Origin of the sequence: Thiosocius teredinicola (assembly GCF_002009425.1) — a bacterium.
In the GTDB taxonomy this organism is placed as follows: Bacteria; Pseudomonadota; Gammaproteobacteria; order Chromatiales; family Chromatiaceae; genus Thiosocius; species Thiosocius teredinicola.
Genome location: NZ_CP019936.1, coordinates 831491 through 854537 on the forward strand (window position 1 = coordinate 831491; position 23047 = coordinate 854537).

The following is a 23047-nucleotide window of genomic DNA, read 5'->3' on the forward strand; positions in this document are numbered from 1 at the left end:
GGGTTCGAGCGTCAGCCACGCCTCCCGGAGGCAGGGCGCAGGTCTCTAAACCCGCTCGCCCGATGTATAATCCGCGTTTCCGCAATGTCGTTTTCCATAGGGGCGCAATATGGCTCAATCGGGCATCAAAAAAGTCGTTCTGGCCTACTCGGGTGGGCTGGATACCTCGATCATCCTCAAGTGGCTGCAGGACGAATACGGCTGCGAGGTGGTGACCTTCACCGCCGATATCGGTCAGGGTGAAGAGGTAGAGCCGGCGCGTGCCAAGGCCGAGGCGGCGGGTATCAAGGAGATCTACATCGACGATCTGCGCGAGGAATTTGCGCGTGATTTCGTGTACCCGATGTTCCGCGCCAATGCGATCTACGAAGGCGAATACCTGCTCGGCACCTCGATTGCCCGTCCGCTGATCGCCAAGCGTCTGATCGAGATCTGCAACGAGACCGGCGCGGACGCGATCTCGCACGGCGCAACCGGCAAGGGTAACGATCAGGTGCGTTTCGAACTCGGCGCCTACGCGCTCAAGCCGGATGTCAAGGTGATTGCCCCGTGGCGTGAGTGGGATCTGCTGTCGCGCGAAAAGCTCATGAAATACGCCGAGGAGCACGGTATCGCGGTCGATTTCGCCAAGAAGGGCAAGAAGTCGCCTTACTCGATGGATGCCAACCTGCTGCATATCTCGTACGAGGGCGGCATTCTCGAAGACCCCTGGGCCGAGCCCGAGGAAGACATGTGGCGCTGGAGCGTCTCGCCGGAATCGGCGCCCGACCAGCCGACCTATGTCGAACTGACCTATGAGAACGGCGACATCGTCGCGGTCAACGGCGAGGCCAAGTCGCCGGCAACCGTCATGGAATACCTGAACAAGGTCGGTGGCGAGAACGGCATCGGCCGTGACGATATCGTCGAGAACCGTTACGTCGGCATGAAGTCGCGCGGCTGCTATGAAACGCCGGCCGGCACCATCATGCTGAAGGCGCATCGTGCGATCGAATCGCTGACCCTGGATCGCGAAGCGGCCCATCTCAAAGATGAACTGATGCCCAAGTACGCCAGCATGATCTACAACGGTTATTGGTGGAGCCCGGAGCGCGAGGCGCTGCAGGCGCTGATCGACCAGACGCAGAAGGTGGTGAACGGCACGGTGCGCATGAAGCTGTACAAGGGCAATGTGATCGTCGCCGGTCGCAAGTCGCCGAGCCACAGCCTGTTCGACGAGTCGATCGCGACGTTCGAAGACGACGCCGGTGCCTACAATCAGAAAGATGCGGAGGGCTTCATCAAGCTGAATGCCTTGCGCCTGCGTGTCGGCGCGCGTCGCAAGTGAAACAACGGGGTAGGGCGATGTTGAAGAAGAGTCTCTGGTTGGGATTGCTGCTGATCGCAGGCGCGGCCTATGCCCTGCAAAAGGCCGGGCCGCTGCGCGGCGCATGGGCTCCCGAGCAGGTCGCTTCCGGGGTCTACGTGATTCATGGGCCGACGGAACTGCCGTCGCCGTCGAACCAGGGGTTCATGAACAACCCGGCGTTCATCATTTCGGACGACGGCGTGGTCGTGGTCGATCCGGGCGGCAGCGTGCAGATTGGCGAGATGGTGTTGGCCCGTATCGAAGCGATCACCGACAAGCCGGTAATCGCCGTCTTCAACTCGCACATCCATGGCGATCACTGGCTGGGCAATCAGGCGATCCGCGCCAAGTACCCGGAGGCACCGATCTATGGCCATGAGCGTGTCGGTCCGCGGGTTATCGCCGGCGCCGGCACCGAGTGGGTGCAGATGATGCTGTCGATGACCGAGAAGGCGACTGCCGGTACCGAAGTGGTCGGGCCGGATCATCCGGTGAAGGACGGCGACGAGATAGCCATCGGCGGCGACACCTACGTCGTGATGAACAACGACAAGGCGCATACCGACACCGACATCATGGTGTTGGTCAAAGAGCGTGGCGTGATGTTCCTCGGCGACAATGCCGGCAACGGCCGTATCCTGCGTTTGGAAGGCGGTAGCTTTGCCGGCAACATCGAGGCGCTGGAGAGCGCGATGGCCATGGGCGCGAGCGTGTTCGTGCCGGGCCACGGCAAGACCGGTGGCCAAGAGGTCGCGCAGACGTATCGCGATTACCTGCAAACCGTGTATGGCGCAGCACAGCAGGGTGTTGACGAGGGCTTGGCCGATTTCGAGATACGACCGGTATTGTTGCCCAAGCTCGAGGCCTGGCAGGCCTGGTCCGGTTTCGATATCGAACTCGGCAAGCACATCAACGGCGCCTTTCTCGAAGCCGAAGCCGCGGCGTTCTGATTACTCGTCATGAGCTACGCCGAGCGTCCGGTGATTGGCATCAGCAGTTGTCTGCTCGGGCAGAAGGTGCGCTACGACGGTACGGCCAAGCTTGACCGCTGGCTGGTCGATCAATTCGGTAAACACGTCGATTACCGCCCGTTCTGCCCGGAGATGGCGATCGGGCTGGGTACGCCGCGACCACCGATCCGCCTGGTGGGCACGCCGGAAGATATCCGCGTCGTTGGTGTCGACGATCCCAGCGTCGACGTGACCGAGGCGCTGGAGGATTTCGCTTTGAGTACGGCCGCCCAGCTACCCGACATCAGCGGCTATGTGTTCATGAGCAAATCGCCGAGCTGCGGTATGGAGCGGGTCAAGCTGTACGCCGACAAGGGGCCGGCGCAGAAGAAGGGTGTCGGTGCCTATGCGCGCGTCCTGATGCAAAGCCTGCCCAACCTGCCGTGCGAAGAAGAAGGTCGACTGCACGATGCCCTGTTGCGCGAGAACTTCGTCAACCGCGTGTTCGCCTATCGGCGTTGGCAGACCTTGCGCCGCGACGGCCTCAGCGCCAAAGCCCTTACCGACTTTCATGCCCGTCACAAGTATATGGTCATGGCGCATTCGCAGGCCGCCTACCAGCGATTGGGCAGATTGCTTTCACATCTCAAAGGTGTCGATCTCGATCAGATTGCCGACGCCTACGAGGCTGAGTTCATGAACGCGCTGAAGCGGCGCGTGGGTCGCAAGCGGCATGTCAACGCACTACAGCATATCCAGGGTTATCTGAAGAACCGCATCGATGGCGATGACAAGAAAGAGCTGGCCGACAGTATCGAGGCCTATCGTCGCGAAGAGGTGCCGCTGGTCGTGCCGATGAAGCTCCTGCGGCACTACTTCCGCTGTCATCCCGACAATTACATCGATCAGCAATGGTATCTCGATCCCTATCCCGAATCCTTGGGGCTGAGGAACAACATCTGATGGCGGTGCCGGCAACAATCAGTATGTTCGGCATCATCGTGATTGGCGACGAGATACTGAACGGTCGCCGTAAAGACAGGCATTTCGATGGGCTGGGTCAAAAGCTGCGCGCACGTGGTTTTTCGGTGGCCTGGTTGCGCATCCTGCCGGACGATCCGGATTACCTGATCGGCGAGTTCGCGCGTACGATGACCGAAGCTATCCCGGTGTTCTGTTGCGGCGGCATCGGCGCGACCCCGGATGACCACACACGCGCCTGCGCCGCGCAGGCCGCGGGTGTGCCGTTGACGTTGCACGCCGGTGCGGTCGCCGAGATCGAGGCGCGCTTTGGCGAAGAGGCGTACCCGAATCGGATAAAGATGGCCGAGCTTCCCGAAGGCAGCGAGCTGATCCCCAACCCCTACAATCGCATCCCCGGTTTCAGTATCAACCGACACTACTTCATGCCCGGTTTCCCGGATATGGCGCACCCGATGGCCGACTGGGTATTGGATACCTACTATGCGCAGGGCGGTCTCGGTGAGAAACAGCGGTCGGTTCGCGTATACGGCGTCACCGAGAGCAGCCTGATGGACCTGATGGCAGAACTCACCGAGCGATATGGCGATGCCAAGTTGTTCAGCCTGCCGCGCTTGGGCGAGGAGTTTCAGATCGAGATCGGGTTTCGCGGCCGCGGCGATCTCGAGCCGGCGATGCAGGCATTGACCGAGGGCCTGCGCCAACGCGGCGTGCGATTCGAACTTCTCGACGATTGAGCCGCTGCGATCGGCACCGCGCGGCTTAACCCTCACCTTCTCGGCAACAAGAGCAAAAGCGCATCGCAGACAACCTGACGGCAATGCGTAGATCGCTTGTGCGGCAGGGTGTTGCATCGCCGCCGATAGCGCCCGGTCGGTTGCTGACCTCGACGCAGCTGGTAACGCCTGCGTTCAGCGGAAACGTTTCAACATCCCGTCACACACTGCCCGCCGCCATCGAATGCCATCGTGGTGCCGCTCAACGGTATATGGACCGGCATCTGGCTGGCCTCGATGAACCGAGCCGTGCGCGAACCGGCAACGACTTTGCCGTCCTGGGTCGCCGCCTCATTTGCATGTGATGCGATGATGCTGGTCGGCTTGATCAGCTGGTTGACGACGTAGGCCGCCTCGGTCGGGCCGGTGGTGTAGGTGTCGCCGATGTTCATGACGGCCAGTTCGGCGGCGTAGTGTCCGCGCACCACGCTGTCCTGCTCTGCGGTAATGCCGGTATCTCCCGACAGGTAAACGATCAGGCCGTTGGAGAACGTCAGCACATAGCCGGTCGGTGGGCCGACGTAGGCGGTCAGGCCCGAAGCTTCAAGCAGTTCGGCAAGCTTCCCGCCGACGAACTCCGGTGCGACCCCGTTGCTGTGTGCGGCCGGCACCGTGGTGATGGCAACCCCGCCGACGACTTGTGAGGCGCCGAAGCGTACCAGCACCGAGTCCTTTGGATCGCCACCCGCGGCCTGCATCTTGGTGGCCAGAAAACGCGGCATCTCGCTACCGGTTACGAGCTTGGCCTTGCTGGCGACGGCGATCTCGACGCTGTTGGAGTTCGGTGTTGCATCGACCGGGGTTTCAGGTGCGGCGCAGCTTCCCTTGCCGGTCGTCTCGATGCGCTTGTCGCCGAGGTGGTCGCCGTGCATGTGGCTGACCAACACGATGTCGATCTTGCCGAGGCGCGGATCGGCCGCCCCGGCCACGGTGCGCCCGGCGTCATACAGCACGCGTGTGCCGTTCGGGTCTTCGAACACCAGTGCGCGATCGGCGCGGCAGAATTCACCGTCGTGGCTGCCCAATGCTGTGACCGTGACATGGCCGGCGGCGCCGGCCAGTGTGCTGGCGCAGAGCAGTGAGATGCCAGCGGCGAGAAGGGGGGTGCTGGTGGGTCGGGGCATGTCGGTTCTCCACTTGCTGATCGTTAACGAGCGTAGGTGGGCCAGGCCGGAAACGCAACGCGAGCCCGGCCGGATCGCAGCCGATTCGCACCGTTTCGCGGCCCGGGGTGGGGTGGGGCGTCGAATCGGGCACCCGGGTGTTTTACAATGCGGCGCCCCGATACGTCGCCGCGACCGATTGTCTCTATGCTCATATCCTCGACACGCTGCCTTCCGCTCCTGATTCTGCTTTTCGGACTCTCACTGGTCACGCGCGTCGGCGCCGAAGACCAGGCGACTGCTGGACCGGCCGAGGTTCAGGCGTCTGTTCCGGCTGCGCTTGCATCGCCGCGTGCCACCATGGAGACCTTTCTGCATGCGATGAACGACATCAAGCGCGGTGAGCCGGAACGCATCGATGCCGCGATCTCCACGCTCGACCTCGAAGGTGTCAATGTACTGATCCGCACCGAGCGCGGTACCGATCTCGCGTGGACCCTGCTCGAGGTGATGGACCGCACCCGCCTGGTCGACACGAAAAAGGTGCCGAAGCGTACCGAAGGCGAACCCTGGCAGTTTGCCGAATACCAAAACGGTGCAATCCGCATCAGTCGCCAGCCCGATGGCCGTTGGCTTTTCGATGCGCAGTCGCTCGACAAGCTGCCGGCGATCCTGGAAGAACTCGCAGATGCCAAGCGGGTTGCGGGCGCTGACGAGGACACCTCGCACCTGCCGTTTCATCTGCGCTTGCGGTCACATCTGCCGCCGGTGCTCAAACAAGAGATATTTCTGCTCGAGAACTGGCGTTGGCTGGGACTGCTGATCATTGCCGCAGCGGGTGTGCTGGTCGACGCGATCGTCAGTTTCCTGCTGCGCCTGTTCATGCGTGGCTGGCGCGGCCGTGTCGGCCACGGCGCGTTCAACGAGGTGTCCGACCGCATGCTGCGCCCGCTCGGTATGGTGGCGATGGCACTGGTCTGGTGGGTCGGCATCAACCTGCTGGGGCTGCCCGAACGGGCATTGCTGGTGCTGCTGATTGCGGTCAAGTTTCTCGCCAGTGCCGCCGGGGTGTGGACCGCCTACCGCCTGGTCGACCTGGTTTCCGCCTGGTTGGAACGCCGCGCCCGCCTGACGACCAACAAGGTCGACGATGTACTGGCGCCACTGATCACGCGCACGCTGAAGATCTTCGTGACGGTGGTCGGCATCATCTTCGTCGCCGACAATCTCAACGTGGACGTCACCGGCCTGATCGCCGGTCTCGGCCTGGGTGGCCTGGCATTCGCCTTGGCGGCCAAGGACATGGTGCAGAACCTGTTCGGCTCGGTCACGATCCTGCTCGACCGCACTTTCACCGTCGGTGACTGGATCAAGGTGGGCGACCAAGAGGGATCGGTCGAGAGCCTGGGCTTCCGCAGCACGCGCATCCGCACTTTCTACAATTCGGTGGTCACGGTGCCGAACTCGCAGTTCATCACGGCGACCGTCGACAACATGGGCGAGCGCCGCTATCGCCGACTGTCGACCAAGTTCGCGATTGCCTACGACACGCCGCCCGACCGGATCGAGAGTTTCTGCGAGGGCATCCGCGAGATCGTACGCCAGCACCCTTACATGCGTAAGGATTACTACCACGTCTATCTCAACGGTTTGGGCGATTCCGCGCTGGAGGTGCTGGTGTATGTCTTTTGGCAGACACCGGATTGGAGCACCGAGCTGCGTGAACGCCACCGTTTTCTGATGGACTGTCTGCGGTTGGCGAAACGGCTTGGCGTGGAGTACGCGTTCCCGACACAGACGCTGTATGTGCGCAGCGAGGAACATGCGGTAGTCGAAGACGGCCACGAAATAGACGCCGCAAGAGACCTCGGTGCAGCGGCGGCGAAAGAGATCGTCGCCGAGAGCACCGGCATCGGCGAGCGGCCGCCACCGGTCAGCTTCCGCTGAGTAAGGGGCTTGATGCGCAACGTGCTGCGGGCATCTTCGCCGGAAATGTCGATCGGTTCACATTGCCCCGGAACCTGCATGCCGCTGCCTGTTCTGAGTGGCATGCGGTGCACTTCAGTTGCCGGTGGTCGCGAGATGGACGACGGCTGCGAAACCGTCTGACGTGTATCAAACGCCGACCAAGGATTGTGAGATTTCGCTGGTTTCCAGCGGCGCGCGCGCGGTATGTTTGCCGGCCTCCGTGGATCGCTGCGCATTCATTGGCGAAGGATCGTCTTCCCCTTTCATCAGGACTAATCAAGCTGCCAACTTATGTATATAGATGCCCGTAAACTCCCCAATGGCTCCAGCTTCGACGCCGATATCGCGATCATCGGCGGCGGCCCTGCCGGGATAACACTCGCCAGGAGCTTTGCCGGACGCGCCACGCGTATCATGATCGTCGAAGCCGGCGGTGTTGATTTCGATGCCGACGTGCAGGCCATGTACGAGGGGGTGAACACCGGTATCGAGTATCCGCTGGCGGTCAACCGCATGCGCTACTTCGGCGGCTCGTCGAATCACTGGGGCGGCTACTGTCGGCCGCTCGACCCGATCGACTTCGAGAAGCGCGATTGGGTGCCGCACAGCGGTTGGCCGTTCGCCATCGACGAACTCGAACCGTACTACGAGCCTGCCAGCGAGATCGTCGAGGTCGCGCCCGGCCGCTATGCCGACAAGCAGTATTGGCAGGAGCGCACCAAGGACAAGCTGCCCGATCCCCGGACCGGGCGCATGCAGATCCGCTTCGTGCATTTCAGCCCGCCCACGCGCTTCGGCAAGCGTTACGGGCCGGAGCTGGAGGCCGCGGGCAACATCCAGGTGATGTTGAACGCCAACGTCAGCCACATCGATGCGACCGACGATGCACGCGCGGTCACCGGCCTGAGCATCAAGACCCTGAACGGGCTCGAACACACGGTGCGCGCCAAGACCTATGTGGTCGCCACCGGCGGCCTGGAAAACGCGCGCATGCTGCTGTTGTCCAACAAGCAGATGAAGGTCGGCCTGGGCAATCAGAACGACCTGGTTGGCCGTTACTTCATGGAGCATCCACATCTCACCGGGTTCGGCGAGATCGTGCTGGCCGATCAGAAACGCATGCCGGAGCTGTATCGCGACCGCCTGATCATCGAAGGGCGCCCGTGCAAGGCGGCGTTCAACGCCTCGACCGAGTTCATGCGTGAGCGGCGGCTGTTGAACGCCACCTTCATGGGCGGCATCGCAGGGCACTACCAGGCCGACACGCAGGATGCCTGGGATCGCGCCGCGCAGCACGTCGACCTGTTGCAGGCGGCCAAGTACTTCCTGACCGATGGCGATGGCCCGCCCGATCCGGAATTCCCCAAACGCATAGGCCACTGGATGGGCATGGGCTGCGCGTGTGAGCAGGAGCCGAACCCCGACAGCCGCGTCTCGCTCGCCGATGATAAAGATGCGCTCGGCCTGCCGCGCATCAAGCTGGACTGGCGCCTGACCGAGCTCGACCGCCGCAGCGTGGTCGAACATATGCGTTCGCTGGCGATGGAGGTCGGCGCTCTGGGGATCGGGCGGATGCTGATCGGCGTTGAAGACGACGGCAAATGGCCTGAACTGGTCGCCGGTGGCAGTCATCACATGGGGACGACGCGTATGCACGATGATCCGACGCAGGGTGTGGTCGACCGCAACTGCAAGGTACACGGCATCGACAATCTCTACGTGGCGGGCAGCTCGGTGTTTCCGACCAGCGGCGCAGCCAATCCGACATTGACCCTGGTCGCCCTGGCGCTGCGCCTCGGCGATCATCTGCGCGCACGGGTGTAACACGACATGAATGCTAATGAAATGCTCGAAGTGCAAACCACCGATCTGTCGCGGCGGCGATTCATCCGCAACGCGTTGCTCGCCATGCTGGCCGGCGGTAGCTTGGCGGCCTGTTCGACACAGACACCGACCAAGCCTGAAACCCTCGCTCCGCAGGTCCGTCCTCCGGCGTGGCTGCGCAAGATCACCGGTGAGCCTGCGGCGGTCGCTCGACTGGGTGCGGCCTATCTCGCGGCGCATCCCGACGAGGCGGACCTGGAAACCTTGCTGGCCAAGATCGAATCGGCCATGTCGTCGGCTGTCGATACGCACGGCGGTGACGCTCTCGATGATGCGTCAGTGGTCGCAAGCCTGATCGGGGTTGTACAAGACGAGTTCGCGCGCGGCGATGTGGTGACGGTCAATCCATGGACACTGAGCCTCACCGAAGCGCGTCTGTACGCCGCGGCATCCCTGCTCAAAGGGCAATGAGGTTCAGTGCTCGGTAACCGGCGCCAGGTACTGTCGTTCGAATGTTGCGGCGTCGCAGGGCTTGCCGAACAGGTATCCCTGAAACAAGCGACAGCCGCGATCTATCAGGAACTCCAATACGGGTTCTGATTCGACGCCTTCGGCGACGACGTTCAGACCGATGTGTCGGGCCATGGTCAGTATCGTATCGACCAGGGCGGCATCATTGGTGTCTTGCAATACGTCACGTACGAACGAGCGGTCGATCTTGATCTCGTCGACCGGCAGGCGTTTGAGGTAGGACAGCGACGAATAACCGGTGCCGAAATCGTCGATCGAGAAATGCACGCCCAGGGCCTTGAGCTGCTTGATCTTGTCGACGGTTTCGCCGATGTCTTCCAACAGCACGCTTTCGGTCATCTCCAGCGTTACCCAATGAGGGTCTGTACCGGTCTCGGTCAACAGGCCCTCGATACGGTTGACGAAGTCCGGCTGGCGAAACTGCAGCGCACTGATATTGATAGCGATGCGCCCGGCGCCGTGCCCGTTGCTCTTGCCGGCGTTCCAGGAATGGATCTGCTTGAACGCCTCGTGCATGACCCAGTGGCCGATATCCAGCACCAACCCGGCCTCTTCGGCCGTCGTGATGAAGTGCTCCGGCGTGATCAGGCCCTGGTCCGGGTGTTGCCAACGCAGCAGCACCTCGGCACCGATCAGGTTGCGGTCTGCACCGAACTGCGGCTGAAAGACGACGCGCAATTGCGACGACGGCAGCGCGTTGCGCAGCTGACTGATCAGGCGCAGGCGGTTTTCGGCCTCCTGCTGCATGCTCGGCAGGAAGAAGCGGATGGTGTTGCGCCCGGTCTCTTTGGCCCGGTACATCGCGGTATCCGCCTGGCGCAGGACGTCGTCAGCGGTCTCATTGGCTGAGGGGAACACCGAGATACCGATGCTGGTCGTGACATGCAGCTCATGGGGGCCGAGTCGGTACGGGGCGATTATCGACTGGTGAATCGATTCGGCCAGGCTGCGTACCCCGTTGGCCGCTTCATCGCGATCCCTGGCCAGTTCCGGCAGCAGCAACACGAACTCGTCGCCGCCGAGTCGTGCAACCGTGTCTTCCTCGCGCAGGCGCGACTTCAACCGGTGGGCGACTTCGCGCAACAGTTCGTCGCCGACCGGATGACCGAGCGAGTCGTTGATGGTCTTGAAGTTGTCGAGATCGAGAAACAGCACCGCACTCAAGTGGCCATGTCGCCGGGCGCGTGCGATCGTCTGCTGCAACTGCTCCATGAACAGGCGACGGTTCGGCAAGTCGGTCAGGGCGTCGTAGGTCGCGTGGTACTCGACGAGTTCGGCGGCACGCCGTTGTTCGGTGACGTCTTCGCACATCAGCATGTAACCGGCGAAGGCCTCATCGTCGCGGTGTATCGGCGACACGCGTGCATCGATATCGTGCACGCCGTCGTCGCGTTCGAGCTTCATCGTGAAACGGAACTCGCCGTCGGTTTTTGCCTGCTCGAGACGTTCCACGTAGCGCGCGGGGTCGATCCCCAGTGCGTCGTGGATATCCCGCAAATTGGCGCCGAGCGCCTTCTCTGCTGAAAGCCCGAAGATTTTTTCGCTGGTCGGGTTGTAGTAGTGGATGCAGCCATCGGCATCGGTGCCGACAATCGCCACCTTTTCCGAGGACGCGAGAATCCCATCGAGATAGGCCGATTTCTCTTCCAGCGCCCGTTGCGTGGCCTTGATCTGCGAAATGTCGCGCCACACGCAAAACAGCGCAACGCCGCCGTGGTAGGGCACCTTGGTCAGCGACACCTCTACCGGAAACCCGCTTCCGTCGCGTTTGCGGTGTTGCCACTCGAAGCGGTGATAGCCGTTCTGAAACGCCAGGTTCATCATCTCGTCGGCTTTTTCGCGAGACGGCCGGCCATCTGCCTGAAACTCGGGCGACAATTTCGAGGGATGGACATCGATCAATTCATTCGGCGATGGATAGCCGAGCACACGACTTGCCGCCTTGTTGGCGATCACGAAGCAGTGGTCGACGATCAGCCACATCGGATCTTCCGACAGCTCGAACAGGCGCCGGTATTTCTCTTCGCTCTCGCGCAACTGCACCTCTGCCTGGTGCTGTTCGGTGATGTCCTGCACGGTGCCGATCAGGCGTTCGACCGTGAGGCCATGATCGCGAATCGCGCGAATCGTCTGCTTGACGGTACGCTCCTCGGTGCCTGCCTGCTTGATGTGGTGAATCAGCTCGAGGCTATCCCCGCGTTCACGCACTTCATGGATGGCTTCGCTGAACGCCGCGCGGTCTTCGGCCGGCAGACAGAGTAGAAACGAATCGCAGCTGGTGCCGAATGGCGTATCCGGGTCGCCGCACAGGTGGCGCAGACCGTCCGACCACATGAAGGCATTGCTCTCCAGGTTCCAGTCCCAGCTCCCTTGTCGCGCTGAACGTTGCGCCTCGTTCAGACTGTCTTTGGCGCGCAGAGCGATCTCGGCCTGCTCCTCGAACGCCTTGGAGCGCAGGCGGATCTCGCGATTCTTCACCGACAGGGTGAACAACAGGAGCATCAGCATTGCGACCAACAAGGTACTGAGCACCGCCAGGGCGCCCACGATCAGCCCGCGGTAGCGCTGGTATAGCGACGGTAGCGGATTGACCAGGGTGGTTTCGGGCAGCACCGACGGTGGCAGCGTCAGGCCGTGTCTGGTCAATTGGTGCTCGTCGATCAGGTAGGTGTTCGGGCTCTTGGTCACCGGCGCAGGTATAGCGCCCGAGCGCAGAAAATCGAGCACCTGTGCGGCTGCTGCCTGTCCCTGGCGGGGGCCGGAGGTAACATAGCCGCCGAGAACCCCGTCGAACATGTAGGCGTCTTCCATGCTGACGACGAGACGCGGGCGGGTGGCGACGATGCGACGCAAGGTTTCACGCAACGGCAGTGTGCGGTTGTCTTCGTCGCGCATGCCGCCGAGGGTGGTCAGAAACAGCGTGCCGGCCTCGTGTTCGCGCAGTACCGACAGCACCTCGGTGATTCGGTTGCCGGCGAGAAAGTCGGCATTGATGCGCGGAAAGTCTTTCAGCGCGAGCTTGATGTCGCGTTCTATCGCGCGGTATGTGCCGCTGTCGTCACCAACCACAACGATGTCGCTTGTTGCCTTGCCCATGTCGGCCAGCAACGCGAGATTCGGCTCGATCTCCTTCTTCTCGATGATGCCGGTGACGGGACGGCCCTCGATTCGATCGAGGACGCTGCTGTCGTTGACGCCGGAGAAAAACACCGGCACGTCGGGGAAGACGTTGTCGAGGTGGTCGAGAGCGAAACGCAGCGCGTTGTCGTCGCTGACGTAGATCGCATCCGGAAGGTAGGTCGCGTATTTGTCCTGCAGAAACGTTGCGAACCGCTGAGCGTAATCGGTCTCGTAGCGACGGCGTTTGGTGTCGAGGTATTCGGTCTCGATCTGAAACTGGGTATCTGCCGCTTGCTGCAGCGATTCGACAAAGCCTTGATGTTGCCCCTTGGTCCAGGGGTACTCCTGGCTATAGGAATGCAGCACGAACAATCGCACCGTCTCCATGGCGTGGGTCGCCGAGGATGCGATCACGCACTGTGCGGTGAGCAGGCACACTGCGATGAATTTCGTGAGATGGGACATGTATTCAGTTATCGACGTTCGCCGATAGGGGTTGAGTGCCGGCTTTTCTGAAGCCTGTGCCGCTTAACTTTAGGCGAGCCAGCCGAAATGGGAAGCTCGAGACTAACTTGGCGCATCGGGCACAAGGTTCGTATCGGGCGCGATGGCTTGGCAGCGCCGCCGAATCGCGAAGTTCGGGTTGGATGCATGTTACTTGGCGACAAATCCCCGGGTTTTTGTCGCTATGGCGTTCTCCGCCGAAGACGCTCGCGTGATCGTGTTATCGCTATGACGCAACTTATGCCGTTCCTTCCCATCGTTGCCTTGAGCGGCACGCTAAACTGATCGATAACGAGCTCAAGCTGTTGATCTACGGTAGCAAGCGGATGGTGGCAACCAGCGGCAATGTATCGTCCTTCGGACGCGCGGCCCTGTCGAACGTGGGAGAGTCGCGCTCGGGGCTGGCGAACGCCTTGCAGCCTGTTACCAAGACCGACCCGGTGCGCGATGCAACGTCGCGCGAGTACCGCGAACTTCAAGAACTCAAAAAGCGCGATCGTGAGGTCCGCCAACACGAACAGGCGCACATCGCTGCCGGAGGAGCCTACGTAAGAGGTGGGCCGACATACGAGTACCAGCGCGGTGACGATGGCAAGCTGTACGCCGTGGGCGGCGAGGTGCAGATCGACACCGCGCCGATTCCCGACGATCCGGCGGCAACGATCCGCAAGCTCGAAACCGTGCAGCGCGCCGCAACCGCACCCGGCGAACCCTCATCGCAAGACCGCGCCGTGGCAGCTGCCGCTGCCCAGGGTATCGTCGAGGCCCGCGCCGACCTGCAAAGGGAGCAATCGACCGCGACCGAAGCAAATGCGGATTTCATCGGACCACGCCGGCCGCAGGAAGCAGCGGATGAGGCCGCTGGCGACGAGCGTCAGCAGGATCTGCGCACGCGGGCGGCTATCGAAGCCTATCGCGGCACCGAGTCGTCGTCGCGCGCATCGGCCGAGCAGCTACTCGACCTGATCGCCTGACTTTTGCCAACTCGGTTCCTGACGCGTGTGTCCCGCTTCGGCGAGCCGTTGCAAATAGTCGTTCCAGTGCAACGCCTGTCGCCGCCCGAGGTCGTACAGAAAGCCCCAGTCGAAGAGCCCGGAGTCGTGTCCGTCATCGAACACGATCTTGATGGCATAGGCACCGACGGGCCGCATCTCGGTGATGTTCACGTCCTGTTTGTCCAACTGCAGCTTGGCGTGCTGCCCCCAATGGCCCCTGACCTCGGCCGAAGGCGAATAGACGCGTAGCAGCTCGCACGGCAGCTCGAATCGCGCGCCGTCATCGAACGCGATCTCGAGCATATGCGACTGCTGGTGCAGCACGATATCGGTCGGTTTGGGTGTGTTGCTCATAGCGGTTCCGGCGGATCAATAGACGCCCGGCAGCAGTCGCCGGGTGCGTTTCACGTAATCCGAATAGTCGGTGAACTTCAGGTGCAGGTGGGCCTCTTCGCGCTGCATCTTGCCGAAGATGGCGAGCATCAGCAGTGCAAGCCCAAGGTAGTTCGGCCATGCGTTGCGATACAAGGCGACGCCCAGCATGAACAGCAACAGGCTGGTGTACATCGGGTGTCGGATCCAGCGATAGGGGCCCGATGTGACCAGACAGGCGTTATCCAGGGGTTCGGGGTAGATGCCGAAGTTGCCGAGCTTGTTGTGCGCCAGGGTATACAGACCGACGACGACACCAATCGCGCTGATCGCCAGCCAATGCAATCTGCCACTTGGCTGCGCAAAGAAAGGCCATGCAATGACGACGATCGAGGTCATCTGCAAGGTCACCAGTGCATGACTCAGCATCGATTTATCGCGCGCTGAACCGGCGTCCGTCATTGTGATGCGCCCAGCGCGACGGCCCGCTCGCGCGACTGCGCGGTATCTTGCGCTTCGTCGTCCCACCAACCCTGGGTGTGACGATCGACGAGTTTGGACAACAGCGCGATGTGTTCCGCGTCGTCGTTCAGGCAGGGGATGTACTCGTAGCGCTCGCCGCCGGCATCGCGGAACACATCGCGGTTTTCCATCGCGATCTCTTCGAGGGTTTCCAGGCAGTCTGCCGAAAAGCCGGGGCACATGACCTGTACTGATTTGACGCCCTGTGCCGGCATGGCTTCGAGCGTGTGGTCGGTATAGGGTTGCAGCCACTGCTGCCTTCCCAGGCGTGACTGGAAGCTCAATTGCCACTGGTCGGCGTTCAATTGCAGCGACTCGGCCAACAGGCGGCCGGTCTTCTGACATTCGCAGTAATAGGGGTCGCCTTTGTGAAAGTAGTCCTCGGGTATGCCGTGGAACGACATCAGCAGGCGATCGGCATCGCCGTGCTGCGCGCGATGGCGATTGACGCTGGATGCCAGCGCACTGATGTACGCGGGATCGTCATGATAGTGGTTGATAAAGCGCAGCTCGGGCACCCAACGCCATTGGCGCAGCTCTGCGGTGACGGCATCGAAGATCGACGCCGTCGTGGTTGCGGAATACTGCGGGTACATCGGCAGCACCAGGATGCGGCGGACGCCGGCATCGCGCAGTTCGCCGAGCGCGGATGCGATCGAAGGCCTGCCGTAACGCATCCCCAACACCACCGGGACCTCGCGACCGAAATGGTTGTTCAGCGCGGTCGCCAACGCATCGCGCTGCCGCACGGAGATACTGAGCAGCGGCGAGCCGTGTTCCGTCCAAACCTTCTGGTAGGCCTTCGCCGAACGCGCCGGCCGCGTGTTCAGGATGATGCCGTTGAGTACGAACCACCAGATCGGCCGGGGTACTTCGACCACGCGTCGGTCCCAGAGAAATTCTTTGAGGTAGCGCCGCACCGCCGATTTGTCCGGTGCGTCCGGAGTGCCGAGGTTGACCATCAACACACCGATGCGTGCTGCCTGATCGTGGCGATACGTTTGCAGGTTGGGTTCGTTCAAGGCCTTGGTTCCCGATGCTGTCGACTTGGCGCGAATGATCTTGCTGCAGCTCGCAGTGTATCTGTCTGCGGCGCATTTTTGCGGCACGAATTGCCGGGGAATTGCTGCGCAAAGTTTAGCAGTCGCGAATATGGCCGCGAAACGCCCCCGCGTTTACCGGCAGGGTTTCAGTCGGAGAAATAGCCGAAGAATACGCTGTAGATGGTGCTGGCGACGATCAAGCCGAGCAGGGTGGTCGGGATACCGATCCGCATCCAGGCCACCGGCGAGATGCGCGCGCCGTCGATACCGCTTTTCTCGGCCTCGGTGACCGCGATCAGGTTGGCCGTGGCACCGATATGTGTGCTGTTGCCGCCGAGGCCGACGCCAATCGCCAATGCCCACCATAGTGGCCCGATCTGCGCGCCGCTGGCCTCCAGGCCGATGATGATGGGGATCATTGTCACGGTGAACGGAATGTTGTCGATGATGGCGCTCATCAGTGCCGCCACCCACATCAACAGCAGCCCGGTGATCATCAGCTGGGTGGGATCGGATGCCATGTCGGCGAGGTTTCGGCCGAGCAGATCCAGCAGCCCGGACGCCTCGACGCCACCCACGATCACGAACAACGCCGCAAAGAATATGAGTACCGACCAGTTCACCTCGCCAAAAAGCTGGTCGGGTTGTGGACGCAGCATCAGCATGCCGAGTGCAAGTCCGACCAGCGCGGCGAATGCCGGGAAGATATCCAGGTGGTGGTGGACGAAGAACAGCACGATCACCAGTGAGAGCGCCGCCAGGATGCGGATCAGCGCCTTGCGGTCTTTGATCGCATGCCTGATCTCGAAGTGCTGCGCGCGCATCTGGCCGTCGCCCGGGCGCAGGTGGTTGCGGAACATCACCAGCAACAGCAGTACGGTGCCGATCCATACCGCAGCGATCGGCGGGCCCATATGGGCGAGAAAATCGCTGAAGCTGATATGCGCAGCACTGCCGATCATGATATTGGGCGGGTCACCGACCAGCGTCGCGGCACCGCCGACGTTCGACAGAATCGCTTCGGACATCAGAAACGGCAGCGGATTGAGCTGTAGTATGCGCGCGATCAGCACGGTCAACGGTGCGAACACGATGATGGTGGTGACGTTGTCCAGCACCATGGAGATCAGGCTGACTGCAAGGCTCAGATAGATCAGCAGCAGGCGCGGATCACGCGCCGAAACGCGGGCGATCACGACCGCCAGGTACTCGAAGGCGCCGGTCGGTCGCAACATGGCAACCAGCATCATCATCGCGGCCAGCAACAGGATTGTGTTGGCATCGACCGACAGCAACGCCTCTTCCTGGCCGTAAAAGCCAAAGAACATGCCGACCGCGATCATCGTGGTCGCACCGAGAATCGCGGCGCTGGTGCGGTGGATGACTTCGGTAAAGATCAGAACATAGGAACCGACGAGGATGGCGGCGGCGATCAACATGTCGTTGCTCAGGCCCGCAGGTACGGCTTCGGTCATCCTTGTTCCTCCAGCAGGAGCCGCGTCAAACCCAAGCGGGTGACCACTCCGAGATAGTGGCCTTCATCGATAACGAAAAGATAAGAACTGTTGAATTTTTCCATCAATGCCATCGCCTTGGTGATCTGCGCATGCGGTGACAGACAGGCACAGTCGTCCAGGATCTGGGGATCGACCACTTGGCTGAACACTTTCTCGTAGTGGTCTCTCGACAGATCGAGGTGCAGTGCTTCGTGGCCGATCAGGTGGGCACCTTTGATCATGTCCAATGGAAGGCTGGAAATCAGAAACACATTACGTACCGATAAGCGGCCAATGATCTTGCCTTGCTCGTCGACGTAGGGAATACCGGGGACGTCGTAGTCCACACAGATGCGCAGTGCCTCGCCAATCAACATACCGTGGCGTGCAACCGGCGTTTCGATGGTCGCCTTTAGTAACTTCATTGCACCTACCTCGTGTAACGACTTGCGTCGCACAATGGACGGACCCTGTGATGACTTCCCCGCATCGGTAGGAACCCTGCGTGATCCCGGCTGTCAGACCGAAACACCGTCGCCCAGCACCGACCGATCTATGCAGATTGCGGCGCCGGCCTGGCCAGCGATCAACAGGGTGGTCACGCAGACCCACGACGCTCGGTCAGTCGCAGCACGGTGCGAAATGGATATCTGCCTCGGGCCACGCCGGAGGCTACACTTTAGGCGTCGCTGCGCCGCAAAACCAGCGGCGCGTGAACCCTACAAGCAACAATACCCGCAAAGCGTGACCGGATTGTTGTCGATCTGCCATCCGACTTAATCTGGATCAATCCAGGAGGAATGTGCCTTGAACGCAAAACAGTTATTTCTACCGCTCGCCCTGGGACTTGCCGTCGCGTCGTCGGCCAATGCACAGGATGCAACCAACGCTGCGCCGGCCGCGCCGCAGGCCCAGGCCCAGGCGCCGGCAGCGCAGGCGATGACCCCTGAGCAGATGATGCAACGCATGGAGCAGATGCGTCAGGAACGCATGCAGATGATGCAGGGCAACCCGGGTGGCATGCCGATGATGGGGCGTGGTCCCGGTCAGGGGCAGATGACGCCGGAGATGTTCGAGCAGATGCAACAGCGCCACCAGCAGCGTATGCAACAGCTTCAGGCCGGCCAGGGCGGCATGCCGATGATGGGGCCGGGTCCACGTGGCGCCATGATGGACCCCGACATGCAGAAGCAGATGCAGGAGATGCGTGAGCAACGCCGTCAGGCCATGGCCGAAGCCGGTCAATCAGGTCAGGCGGGTCCAGCCGGTCAGGGCAAGATGGGCGGCCAAGGGTACGCATGTCACCACAAGGGTAAGCACGGCGGCATGGGCAAACATGGCGGCAAGGGAAAAATGATGATGGAGCGCCGCGAACACATGAAGAACATGGAGCAGCGCCTGGCCAATATCGAAAGACTGTTGCAGGAATTGGTCGACCTGCAGAAGGCACAGTAACGCGCGATGCGCCGGGTCGCTGCTCAGGCAGTCGCCCGGCGCAGCCGCGCCTCCACGCGTGCAGCATCGACACGTTCACGGTCGATGACCTGCGGCAACAATCGGTGGAGTGCGTTCAACTCCACGGCCTGACGACAGGCCTGAACTTCGAGCTGCGCGCGTAACGCATCGTCGAGGTGCTGTAACAGCAACAGCCGCGGCGCCTGCCATTCGAGATAGTCGGCCGCCAGTGCGCGTGCCGTGTCGTCTTTCCAATCGGTCAACAGAGTCAGCGCCGGAAAGTCATCGGCTGCCAGTTCGGTATGCTGCCCGCTATCGATCAGCCTCACGCCGCCGCCATCTGTTTTGCGTTCGAACCAGACCTTGTGTTGACCGAGTTGTCGCACCTGCCTTTCGAGCTGTTCGGCATGTTGCCGTGGGCCGAGTTGGCCGCTGGTCGGCACACCATGTTCAAGCAGCGATGGCGAGGTGAAGGTATGGTCTGAAACCCGCGTCGCCTGCCAGCGTGTGACATGCTTGTCGCGCACAAAGTCTGCCTGTTCACAGGTGGCGAGCAAGGCAACGGGCCTGCCGTCATAACTGGTGGCCCAGCATTCGAATCGATCGATCAGTGCAAAAGGCAAACGGGGAAGCGCGTCACGCAGTGCCGTGGTCAGGGTGTCGGCAGCCGCCGACATTGCGCCGATGTCCATGACAGGGTTGGCCGGAATACGTTGCAGGCCTTCCTCGGCATCCCACAGACCGAAGTTGAAGAACTGCTCGATCGGCGGCACATCGCTGAAACTGCGCCAGGTGTGGTCGGGACGCTGTGCAATGACCTGCACCTGCCAGATATGCCCGTTCGGGCTGTAGGCGCGCGCATTGTGGGTCTCGGCGACCTGTAGCACGCCTTCGAAGGGATTGACCCGGCGGACCGCGTAGCAGCGCAAGTCCTTGTCGGGCTCACCGGGCGTCATGCCTGTTCCAGTTTACCGCGCAGGATCTCGATCAACTGGTAGGCGGGGTCTTGCAGCTCCGGGTCGAGCGCGTCCATCAGGTATTCGAGGTCATCGAGTGCGGATTCGATCTGCGCGCGGTCGTGCAAGCCGTCGATACGCCTGGCCAGGTCCTGCATCCAAGCGATGCTGTCGATACCCTGCGGGATCAAGCCTTGGTGCCCCACACGGCGTACACCGGATCGCTTTCACCCATGCGGTCGGCGTACTTGTCGTCGGCCGGGCGCGGCAGTCCGCGCATCGACCAGGTCTCGAGGCCGGCAAACAGCCCGTCTTGCAGGAAGTACTCGAGCACCATGCCGGGCCGCTCGAACTCATGCATGCCTTCCCAGGCGCGGATCACCTTGGGTGGGAACCAGCGATTTGAAAAGGTCGTGATGAACACGCCGCCGGGTTTCAGTACACGTGCGACCTCGGCGAACACCTCGAAGGGCTTGACCAGGTACTCGACCGACAGGCTGCAGATCACTGCGTCAAACGATGTGTCGTCGTACGGCAGGGTCGGTGCGAGGTTGAGGTCGTGCACTGCATGTGACGTGAACAGCGGGTTGGCCGCCAGTTCCTCTGCGTTCATGCCGAGGCCGACGACCTCGGTGTAGTCGTTGTCTGTCGGCAGATGAGATTCCCAACTGGCCATCATGTCCAGTACACGGCCGCCTTTGGGCAGCAGTCGGGTATACAGCTTTTCGATCTGCGCCGATGCAGTCTTGTCGATATGCGACACCATGCGTGTCATGGCATAAAAGCCGGCATCGGGTTCACCGGCCACGCGGGTGAACGGCAGGTCCTGCCAGAAGTCGGTCGGCTTGCCACGCCAGCGCGCCTGCATGCCCGGTCCATTGAAGGTCAGCATCTCGGCGATGTCGTTGCAGCTACCGCCGTGTTCCTCGCGTGCAGCCCAGATATCGAGAATGCGTGCGGTGACATCGAGCGGTTTGTCGGCCAGGGGATTGTTCAGGTCACAGCAGATCATGTCGCCGCTAGTACTGCAGATGCGAAACGGCAGGATCTCTTCGGGAAACACGCCGCGCGAACCCCCGATGAAGGCGCGCGGGTAAAAGCGGCCGGTACGCGGTTCGATGTAATTGCCCGTGCGCAGATTGCGGTGGAAGGCGCGCTGACTGAGGTTGAAGCACAGGTCGGATTGGTAGGGCACGATGAACTCGCCGGGTGCAAACCGGCGCCGGGCCACGTGGTCCACCGGTTTGTCCATCAGTTCCGGCTCCAGGGCGTCGGGCAGGATATCGCGCCACAGATTGAGTTTGCGTGCGACGAGTTGATCGGTGTGCCGGGCGTGCTCGCTCTCCCAACTCACGCTGAACGCCATGGCGCACATGGCGCGGCTGCCGGTGCGTTCCAGCGTCTGCACGCTGTCGTCGTTGCTGTCGCCGGCCAGTTCGAATCCGATCAGGGCCTCGGTAATGTCATTCATGTCAGCGTTCCGTTCCTGTCTAGCCAATCACCGAAGTGTGGCACGCTGCGCGCGATCAAATACCTAGTGGGCAATGCGGATAATGCGGCAATGCCCCTATCGGGGATGTCCGCTAGGCAAATTCCAGAGTGAAACCGGCGGCCGCGAGATACTCCGCTTCGCGCTTGATTTCGGCCTCGGTCAGCGGGTGCTCGTGCAGCCAGTCTTCGGGAAACTCCAGCCGGATCTCCATCGCCTTCGCGGTGACTTTCATCGGTGGTTTGTGGCTGCCGCCGCGGCCGCGGTGCATCAGTACGGACAAGCGCAACAGCACGGCCAGCCGTTTGGCGCATTCGGCGATATGCGGCGGCAGGCTGGCGAATTCTCCGGCGATGAACTTGCGCCGGTGCACGCGAATCAGCGCAGCCAGCACCGCCTGTTGTTGGCGTGAGAAACCGGGCAGGTCGGCGTTGGCGACGATGTAGGCGCCATGCTTGTGGAAGCTGCTGTGCGACACGGCCAGGCCGAGTTCGTGCAGGCGGCAGGCCCAGTTGAGCATCAGGATGTGTTCGGGGTTATCCAGTTGCCAATTGTCCTGGACTTGGCGCAGCAGAGCGCGCGCGGTGGCCTCGACCCGGTTGGCCTGCTTGATGTCGGCGCCGAAGCGTTGCAGCACGGCGCGGATGGTCGAATCGCGCACGTCGACGTGTTGGATGTGGCCGACCAGTTCGTACAACAGGCCTTCACGCAGTGCCAGGTCGGACACCTGCATGACTTCGATATCCAGCGCCTTGAACACGGCGCTGAGTACGGCGACCCCGCCGGCGAACACCGGGCGGCGGTCTTCCGACAGACCGTCGAGCGTTAGTTGGTCGCTATGTCCGGCGGCGACCAGCGCGCGCCGCAGCTTTTTCAGCGACGACTTGGTGATGCCCTCGTCGCTCCAGCCATTGCTGACGACCACCTTCTCGATCGCCTTGATCGTGCCCGAACTGCCGACCGCGGTCTGCCATTCGTTGGCGTGAAACATCCGCCGGACCGGTCGCAGTTCGACGCGTCCGCCAAGTACCGCCGCTTCCATCGCCTCCTGGCTGATCTTGCCGTCGGCGAAGAATCGTCCGGTCATGCTGACGCAACCCATGAACAGGCTTTCGCGCTCGCGTGCCTCGAGGCCTTCGCCGAGGATCAACTCGGTGCTGCCACCGCCGATGTCGACCACCAGGCGCGTCTCGTCGCCGGTCGCCAGGCCGTGGGCGACGCCGAGGTAGACCAGGCGCGCCTCTTCACGACCGCCGATGATCTCGATCGGGTGGCCCAGTGCGTCTTCGGCGGCCTGCAGAAAGGCGCCGCCATCGCGGATCTGGCGCATGGTGTTGGTGCCGACCGCGCGCACCGCGTGGTGCGGCAATGCGCGCAGTCGCTGGCCCATGCGCGACAGGCTCTCCAGGGCGCGATCCCAGGCATCGTCGCTGAGCGTCTTGTCCGGTAGCAAGCCACCGCCGAGGCGCACGGCATCACGCAGACGGTCGACGATAACAAGCTGTTTGTTATCGAGTTTCCCGACGATCATATGAAAACTGTTGGAGCCCAGGTCGACGGCGGCTACGGTCTCCGGCACCGCCGGTGCGGTTTGTGATTCGGTCATGCCCGGGG

20 protein-coding genes are annotated in these 23047 nt (G+C 62.0%); 9 read left to right on the forward strand and 11 right to left on the reverse strand.

The genetic code is table 11. From position 1 onward, the window contains the following. Positions 1 to 109: 109 nt before the first annotated feature. From B1781_RS03885 to B1781_RS03900, 4 genes are read left to right on the forward strand one after another with little or no spacing between them, the layout of a single operon-like run. Complete coding sequence (locus B1781_RS03885; RefSeq protein WP_078118404.1) at positions 110 to 1327, forward strand: argininosuccinate synthase; 1218 nt, start codon at positions 110 to 112, stop codon at positions 1325 to 1327. Positions 1328 to 1344: 17 nt separating this feature from the next. Further along, positions 1345 to 2298, forward strand: a complete 954-nt coding sequence (locus tag B1781_RS03890; RefSeq protein ID WP_078118405.1) for an MBL fold metallo-hydrolase — start codon at positions 1345 to 1347, stop codon at positions 2296 to 2298. 9 nt (positions 2299 to 2307) lie between these two features. Next, a complete protein-coding gene (locus B1781_RS03895) occupies positions 2308 to 3261 on the forward strand; it encodes a YbgA family protein (RefSeq protein ID WP_078118406.1) in 954 nt (317 codons plus the stop codon). Then, positions 3261 to 4016 carry a competence/damage-inducible protein A gene (locus B1781_RS03900; protein WP_078118407.1) on the forward strand — a complete coding sequence of 252 codons (756 nt, stop codon included), beginning with the start codon at positions 3261 to 3263 and terminating at the stop codon, positions 4014 to 4016. Before B1781_RS03895 ends, B1781_RS03900 begins: the two co-directional genes overlap by 1 nt. A 188-nt stretch (positions 4017 to 4204) precedes the next feature. On the opposite strand, the gene B1781_RS03905 is transcribed toward B1781_RS03900, so the two are convergent. Beyond that, positions 4205 to 5179: an MBL fold metallo-hydrolase gene (locus B1781_RS03905; protein WP_078118408.1), complete on the reverse strand. Its 975-nt coding sequence runs from the start codon at positions 5177 to 5179 to the stop codon at positions 4205 to 4207. A 186-nt stretch (positions 5180 to 5365) separates the two neighbouring features. Between B1781_RS03905 and B1781_RS03910 the strand changes: the two genes are divergently transcribed. The 3 genes from B1781_RS03910 (at position 5366) to B1781_RS03920 (ending at position 9421) form a co-directional block, all read left to right on the forward strand. Further along, the gene (locus B1781_RS03910) at positions 5366 to 7105 is read left to right on the forward strand and encodes a mechanosensitive ion channel family protein (protein ID WP_164513243.1); all 1740 of its coding nucleotides are present in this window, start codon (positions 5366 to 5368) and stop codon (positions 7103 to 7105) included. Positions 7106 to 7417: 312 nt separating this feature from the next. Then, complete coding sequence (locus B1781_RS03915) at positions 7418 to 8950, forward strand: FAD-dependent oxidoreductase (protein ID WP_078118410.1); 1533 nt, start codon at positions 7418 to 7420, stop codon at positions 8948 to 8950. 6 nt (positions 8951 to 8956) lie between these two features. Beyond that, the gene (locus B1781_RS03920; protein WP_125931859.1) at positions 8957 to 9421 is read left to right on the forward strand and encodes a Rossmann-fold NAD(P)-binding domain-containing protein; all 465 of its coding nucleotides are present in this window, start codon (positions 8957 to 8959) and stop codon (positions 9419 to 9421) included. 3 nt (positions 9422 to 9424) lie between these two features. On the opposite strand, the gene B1781_RS03925 is transcribed toward B1781_RS03920, so the two are convergent. After that, entirely contained in the window at positions 9425 to 13066 is a 3642-nt protein-coding gene (locus tag B1781_RS03925) for an EAL domain-containing protein (protein WP_078118412.1), read from the reverse strand. 344 nt (positions 13067 to 13410) lie between these two features. Here B1781_RS03925 and B1781_RS03930 point away from each other — a divergent pair, with 344 nt between their 5' ends. After that, positions 13411 to 14079, forward strand: coding sequence for a putative metalloprotease CJM1_0395 family protein (locus tag B1781_RS03930; protein WP_334223874.1), 669 nt, complete (start codon positions 13411 to 13413; stop codon positions 14077 to 14079). Here B1781_RS03930 and B1781_RS03935 read toward each other — a convergent pair. From B1781_RS03935 to B1781_RS03955, 5 genes are all read right to left on the reverse strand, one after another. Further along, complete coding sequence (locus tag B1781_RS03935; protein WP_078118413.1) at positions 14059 to 14454, reverse strand: gamma-butyrobetaine hydroxylase-like domain-containing protein; 396 nt, start codon at positions 14452 to 14454, stop codon at positions 14059 to 14061. The two genes, B1781_RS03930 and B1781_RS03935, sit on opposite strands and share 21 nt — an antisense overlap. A gap of 15 nt (positions 14455 to 14469) precedes the next feature. Further along, a complete protein-coding gene (locus B1781_RS03940) occupies positions 14470 to 14934 on the reverse strand; it encodes a methyltransferase family protein (RefSeq protein WP_078118414.1) in 465 nt (154 codons plus the stop codon). Beyond that, a complete protein-coding gene (gene hemH / locus B1781_RS03945) occupies positions 14931 to 15956 on the reverse strand; it encodes a ferrochelatase (protein ID WP_078121918.1) in 1026 nt (341 codons plus the stop codon). The genes B1781_RS03940 and hemH overlap by 4 nt, the downstream gene beginning before the upstream one ends. 227 nt (positions 15957 to 16183) lie before the next feature. Continuing rightward, on the reverse strand, positions 16184 to 17512 hold the full coding sequence (locus B1781_RS03950) for an ArsB/NhaD family transporter (RefSeq protein WP_078118415.1): 1329 nt from the start codon (positions 17510 to 17512) through the stop codon (positions 16184 to 16186). Beyond that, on the reverse strand, positions 17509 to 17958 hold the full coding sequence (locus tag B1781_RS03955; RefSeq protein WP_078118416.1) for a CBS domain-containing protein: 450 nt from the start codon (positions 17956 to 17958) through the stop codon (positions 17509 to 17511). Before B1781_RS03955 ends, B1781_RS03950 begins: the two co-directional genes overlap by 4 nt. Positions 17959 to 18340: 382 nt before the next feature. Between B1781_RS03955 and B1781_RS22725 the strand changes: the two genes are divergently transcribed. Beyond that, entirely contained in the window at positions 18341 to 18988 is a 648-nt protein-coding gene (locus tag B1781_RS22725) for a hypothetical protein (RefSeq protein ID WP_125931861.1), read from the forward strand. Between the two features lie 23 nt (positions 18989 to 19011). Here the strand turns inward: B1781_RS22725 and B1781_RS03970 are convergent, their stop codons facing one another. The 4 genes from B1781_RS03970 to B1781_RS03985 form a co-directional block, all read right to left on the reverse strand. Continuing rightward, entirely contained in the window at positions 19012 to 19944 is a 933-nt protein-coding gene (locus tag B1781_RS03970) for a hypothetical protein (protein WP_078118419.1), read from the reverse strand. Continuing rightward, positions 19941 to 20150 carry a hypothetical protein gene (locus tag B1781_RS03975; RefSeq protein ID WP_125931862.1) on the reverse strand — a complete coding sequence of 70 codons (210 nt, stop codon included), beginning with the start codon at positions 20148 to 20150 and terminating at the stop codon, positions 19941 to 19943. Before B1781_RS03975 ends, B1781_RS03970 begins: the two co-directional genes overlap by 4 nt. Beyond that, positions 20132 to 21415: a class I SAM-dependent methyltransferase gene (locus tag B1781_RS03980; RefSeq protein WP_334223875.1), complete on the reverse strand. Its 1284-nt coding sequence runs from the start codon at positions 21413 to 21415 to the stop codon at positions 20132 to 20134. Before B1781_RS03980 ends, B1781_RS03975 begins: the two co-directional genes overlap by 19 nt. A gap of 112 nt (positions 21416 to 21527) precedes the next feature. Beyond that, entirely contained in the window at positions 21528 to 23039 is a 1512-nt protein-coding gene (locus tag B1781_RS03985) for a Ppx/GppA phosphatase family protein (RefSeq protein WP_078118421.1), read from the reverse strand. Positions 23040 to 23047: the final 8 nt, after the last annotated feature.

What these genes read in the sequence shown, in the direction of transcription:
- hemH (WP_078121918.1), bottom strand. Translation starts at nt 15,956, where the DNA reads ATGGTCAACCTCGGCACTCCGGACGCACCGGACAAATCGGCGGTGCGG.
- B1781_RS03905 (WP_078118408.1), bottom strand. Translation starts at nt 5,179, where the DNA reads ATGCCCCGACCCACCAGCACCCCCCTTCTCGCCGCTGGCATCTCACTG.
- B1781_RS03980 (WP_334223875.1), bottom strand. Translation starts at nt 21,415, where the DNA reads ATGAATGACATTACCGAGGCCCTGATCGGATTCGAACTGGCCGGCGAC.
- B1781_RS03985 (WP_078118421.1), bottom strand. Translation starts at nt 23,039, where the DNA reads ATGACCGAATCACAAACCGCACCGGCGGTGCCGGAGACCGTAGCCGCC.
- B1781_RS03955 (WP_078118416.1), bottom strand. Translation starts at nt 17,958, where the DNA reads ATGAAGTTACTAAAGGCGACCATCGAAACGCCGGTTGCACGCCACGGT.
- B1781_RS03885 (WP_078118404.1), top strand. Translation starts at nt 110, where the DNA reads ATGGCTCAATCGGGCATCAAAAAAGTCGTTCTGGCCTACTCGGGTGGG.
- B1781_RS03895 (WP_078118406.1), top strand. Translation starts at nt 2,308, where the DNA reads ATGAGCTACGCCGAGCGTCCGGTGATTGGCATCAGCAGTTGTCTGCTC.
- B1781_RS03950 (WP_078118415.1), bottom strand. Translation starts at nt 17,512, where the DNA reads ATGACCGAAGCCGTACCTGCGGGCCTGAGCAACGACATGTTGATCGCC.
- B1781_RS03940 (WP_078118414.1), bottom strand. Translation starts at nt 14,934, where the DNA reads ATGACGGACGCCGGTTCAGCGCGCGATAAATCGATGCTGAGTCATGCA.
- B1781_RS03910 (WP_164513243.1), top strand. Translation starts at nt 5,366, where the DNA reads ATGCTCATATCCTCGACACGCTGCCTTCCGCTCCTGATTCTGCTTTTC.
- B1781_RS03970 (WP_078118419.1), bottom strand. Translation starts at nt 19,944, where the DNA reads ATGACGCCCGGTGAGCCCGACAAGGACTTGCGCTGCTACGCGGTCCGC.
- B1781_RS03900 (WP_078118407.1), top strand. Translation starts at nt 3,261, where the DNA reads ATGGCGGTGCCGGCAACAATCAGTATGTTCGGCATCATCGTGATTGGC.
- B1781_RS03890 (WP_078118405.1), top strand. Translation starts at nt 1,345, where the DNA reads ATGTTGAAGAAGAGTCTCTGGTTGGGATTGCTGCTGATCGCAGGCGCG.
- B1781_RS03935 (WP_078118413.1), bottom strand. Translation starts at nt 14,454, where the DNA reads ATGAGCAACACACCCAAACCGACCGATATCGTGCTGCACCAGCAGTCG.
- B1781_RS03915 (WP_078118410.1), top strand. Translation starts at nt 7,418, where the DNA reads ATGTATATAGATGCCCGTAAACTCCCCAATGGCTCCAGCTTCGACGCC.
- B1781_RS03920 (WP_125931859.1), top strand. Translation starts at nt 8,957, where the DNA reads ATGAATGCTAATGAAATGCTCGAAGTGCAAACCACCGATCTGTCGCGG.
- B1781_RS03925 (WP_078118412.1), bottom strand. Translation starts at nt 13,066, where the DNA reads ATGTCCCATCTCACGAAATTCATCGCAGTGTGCCTGCTCACCGCACAG.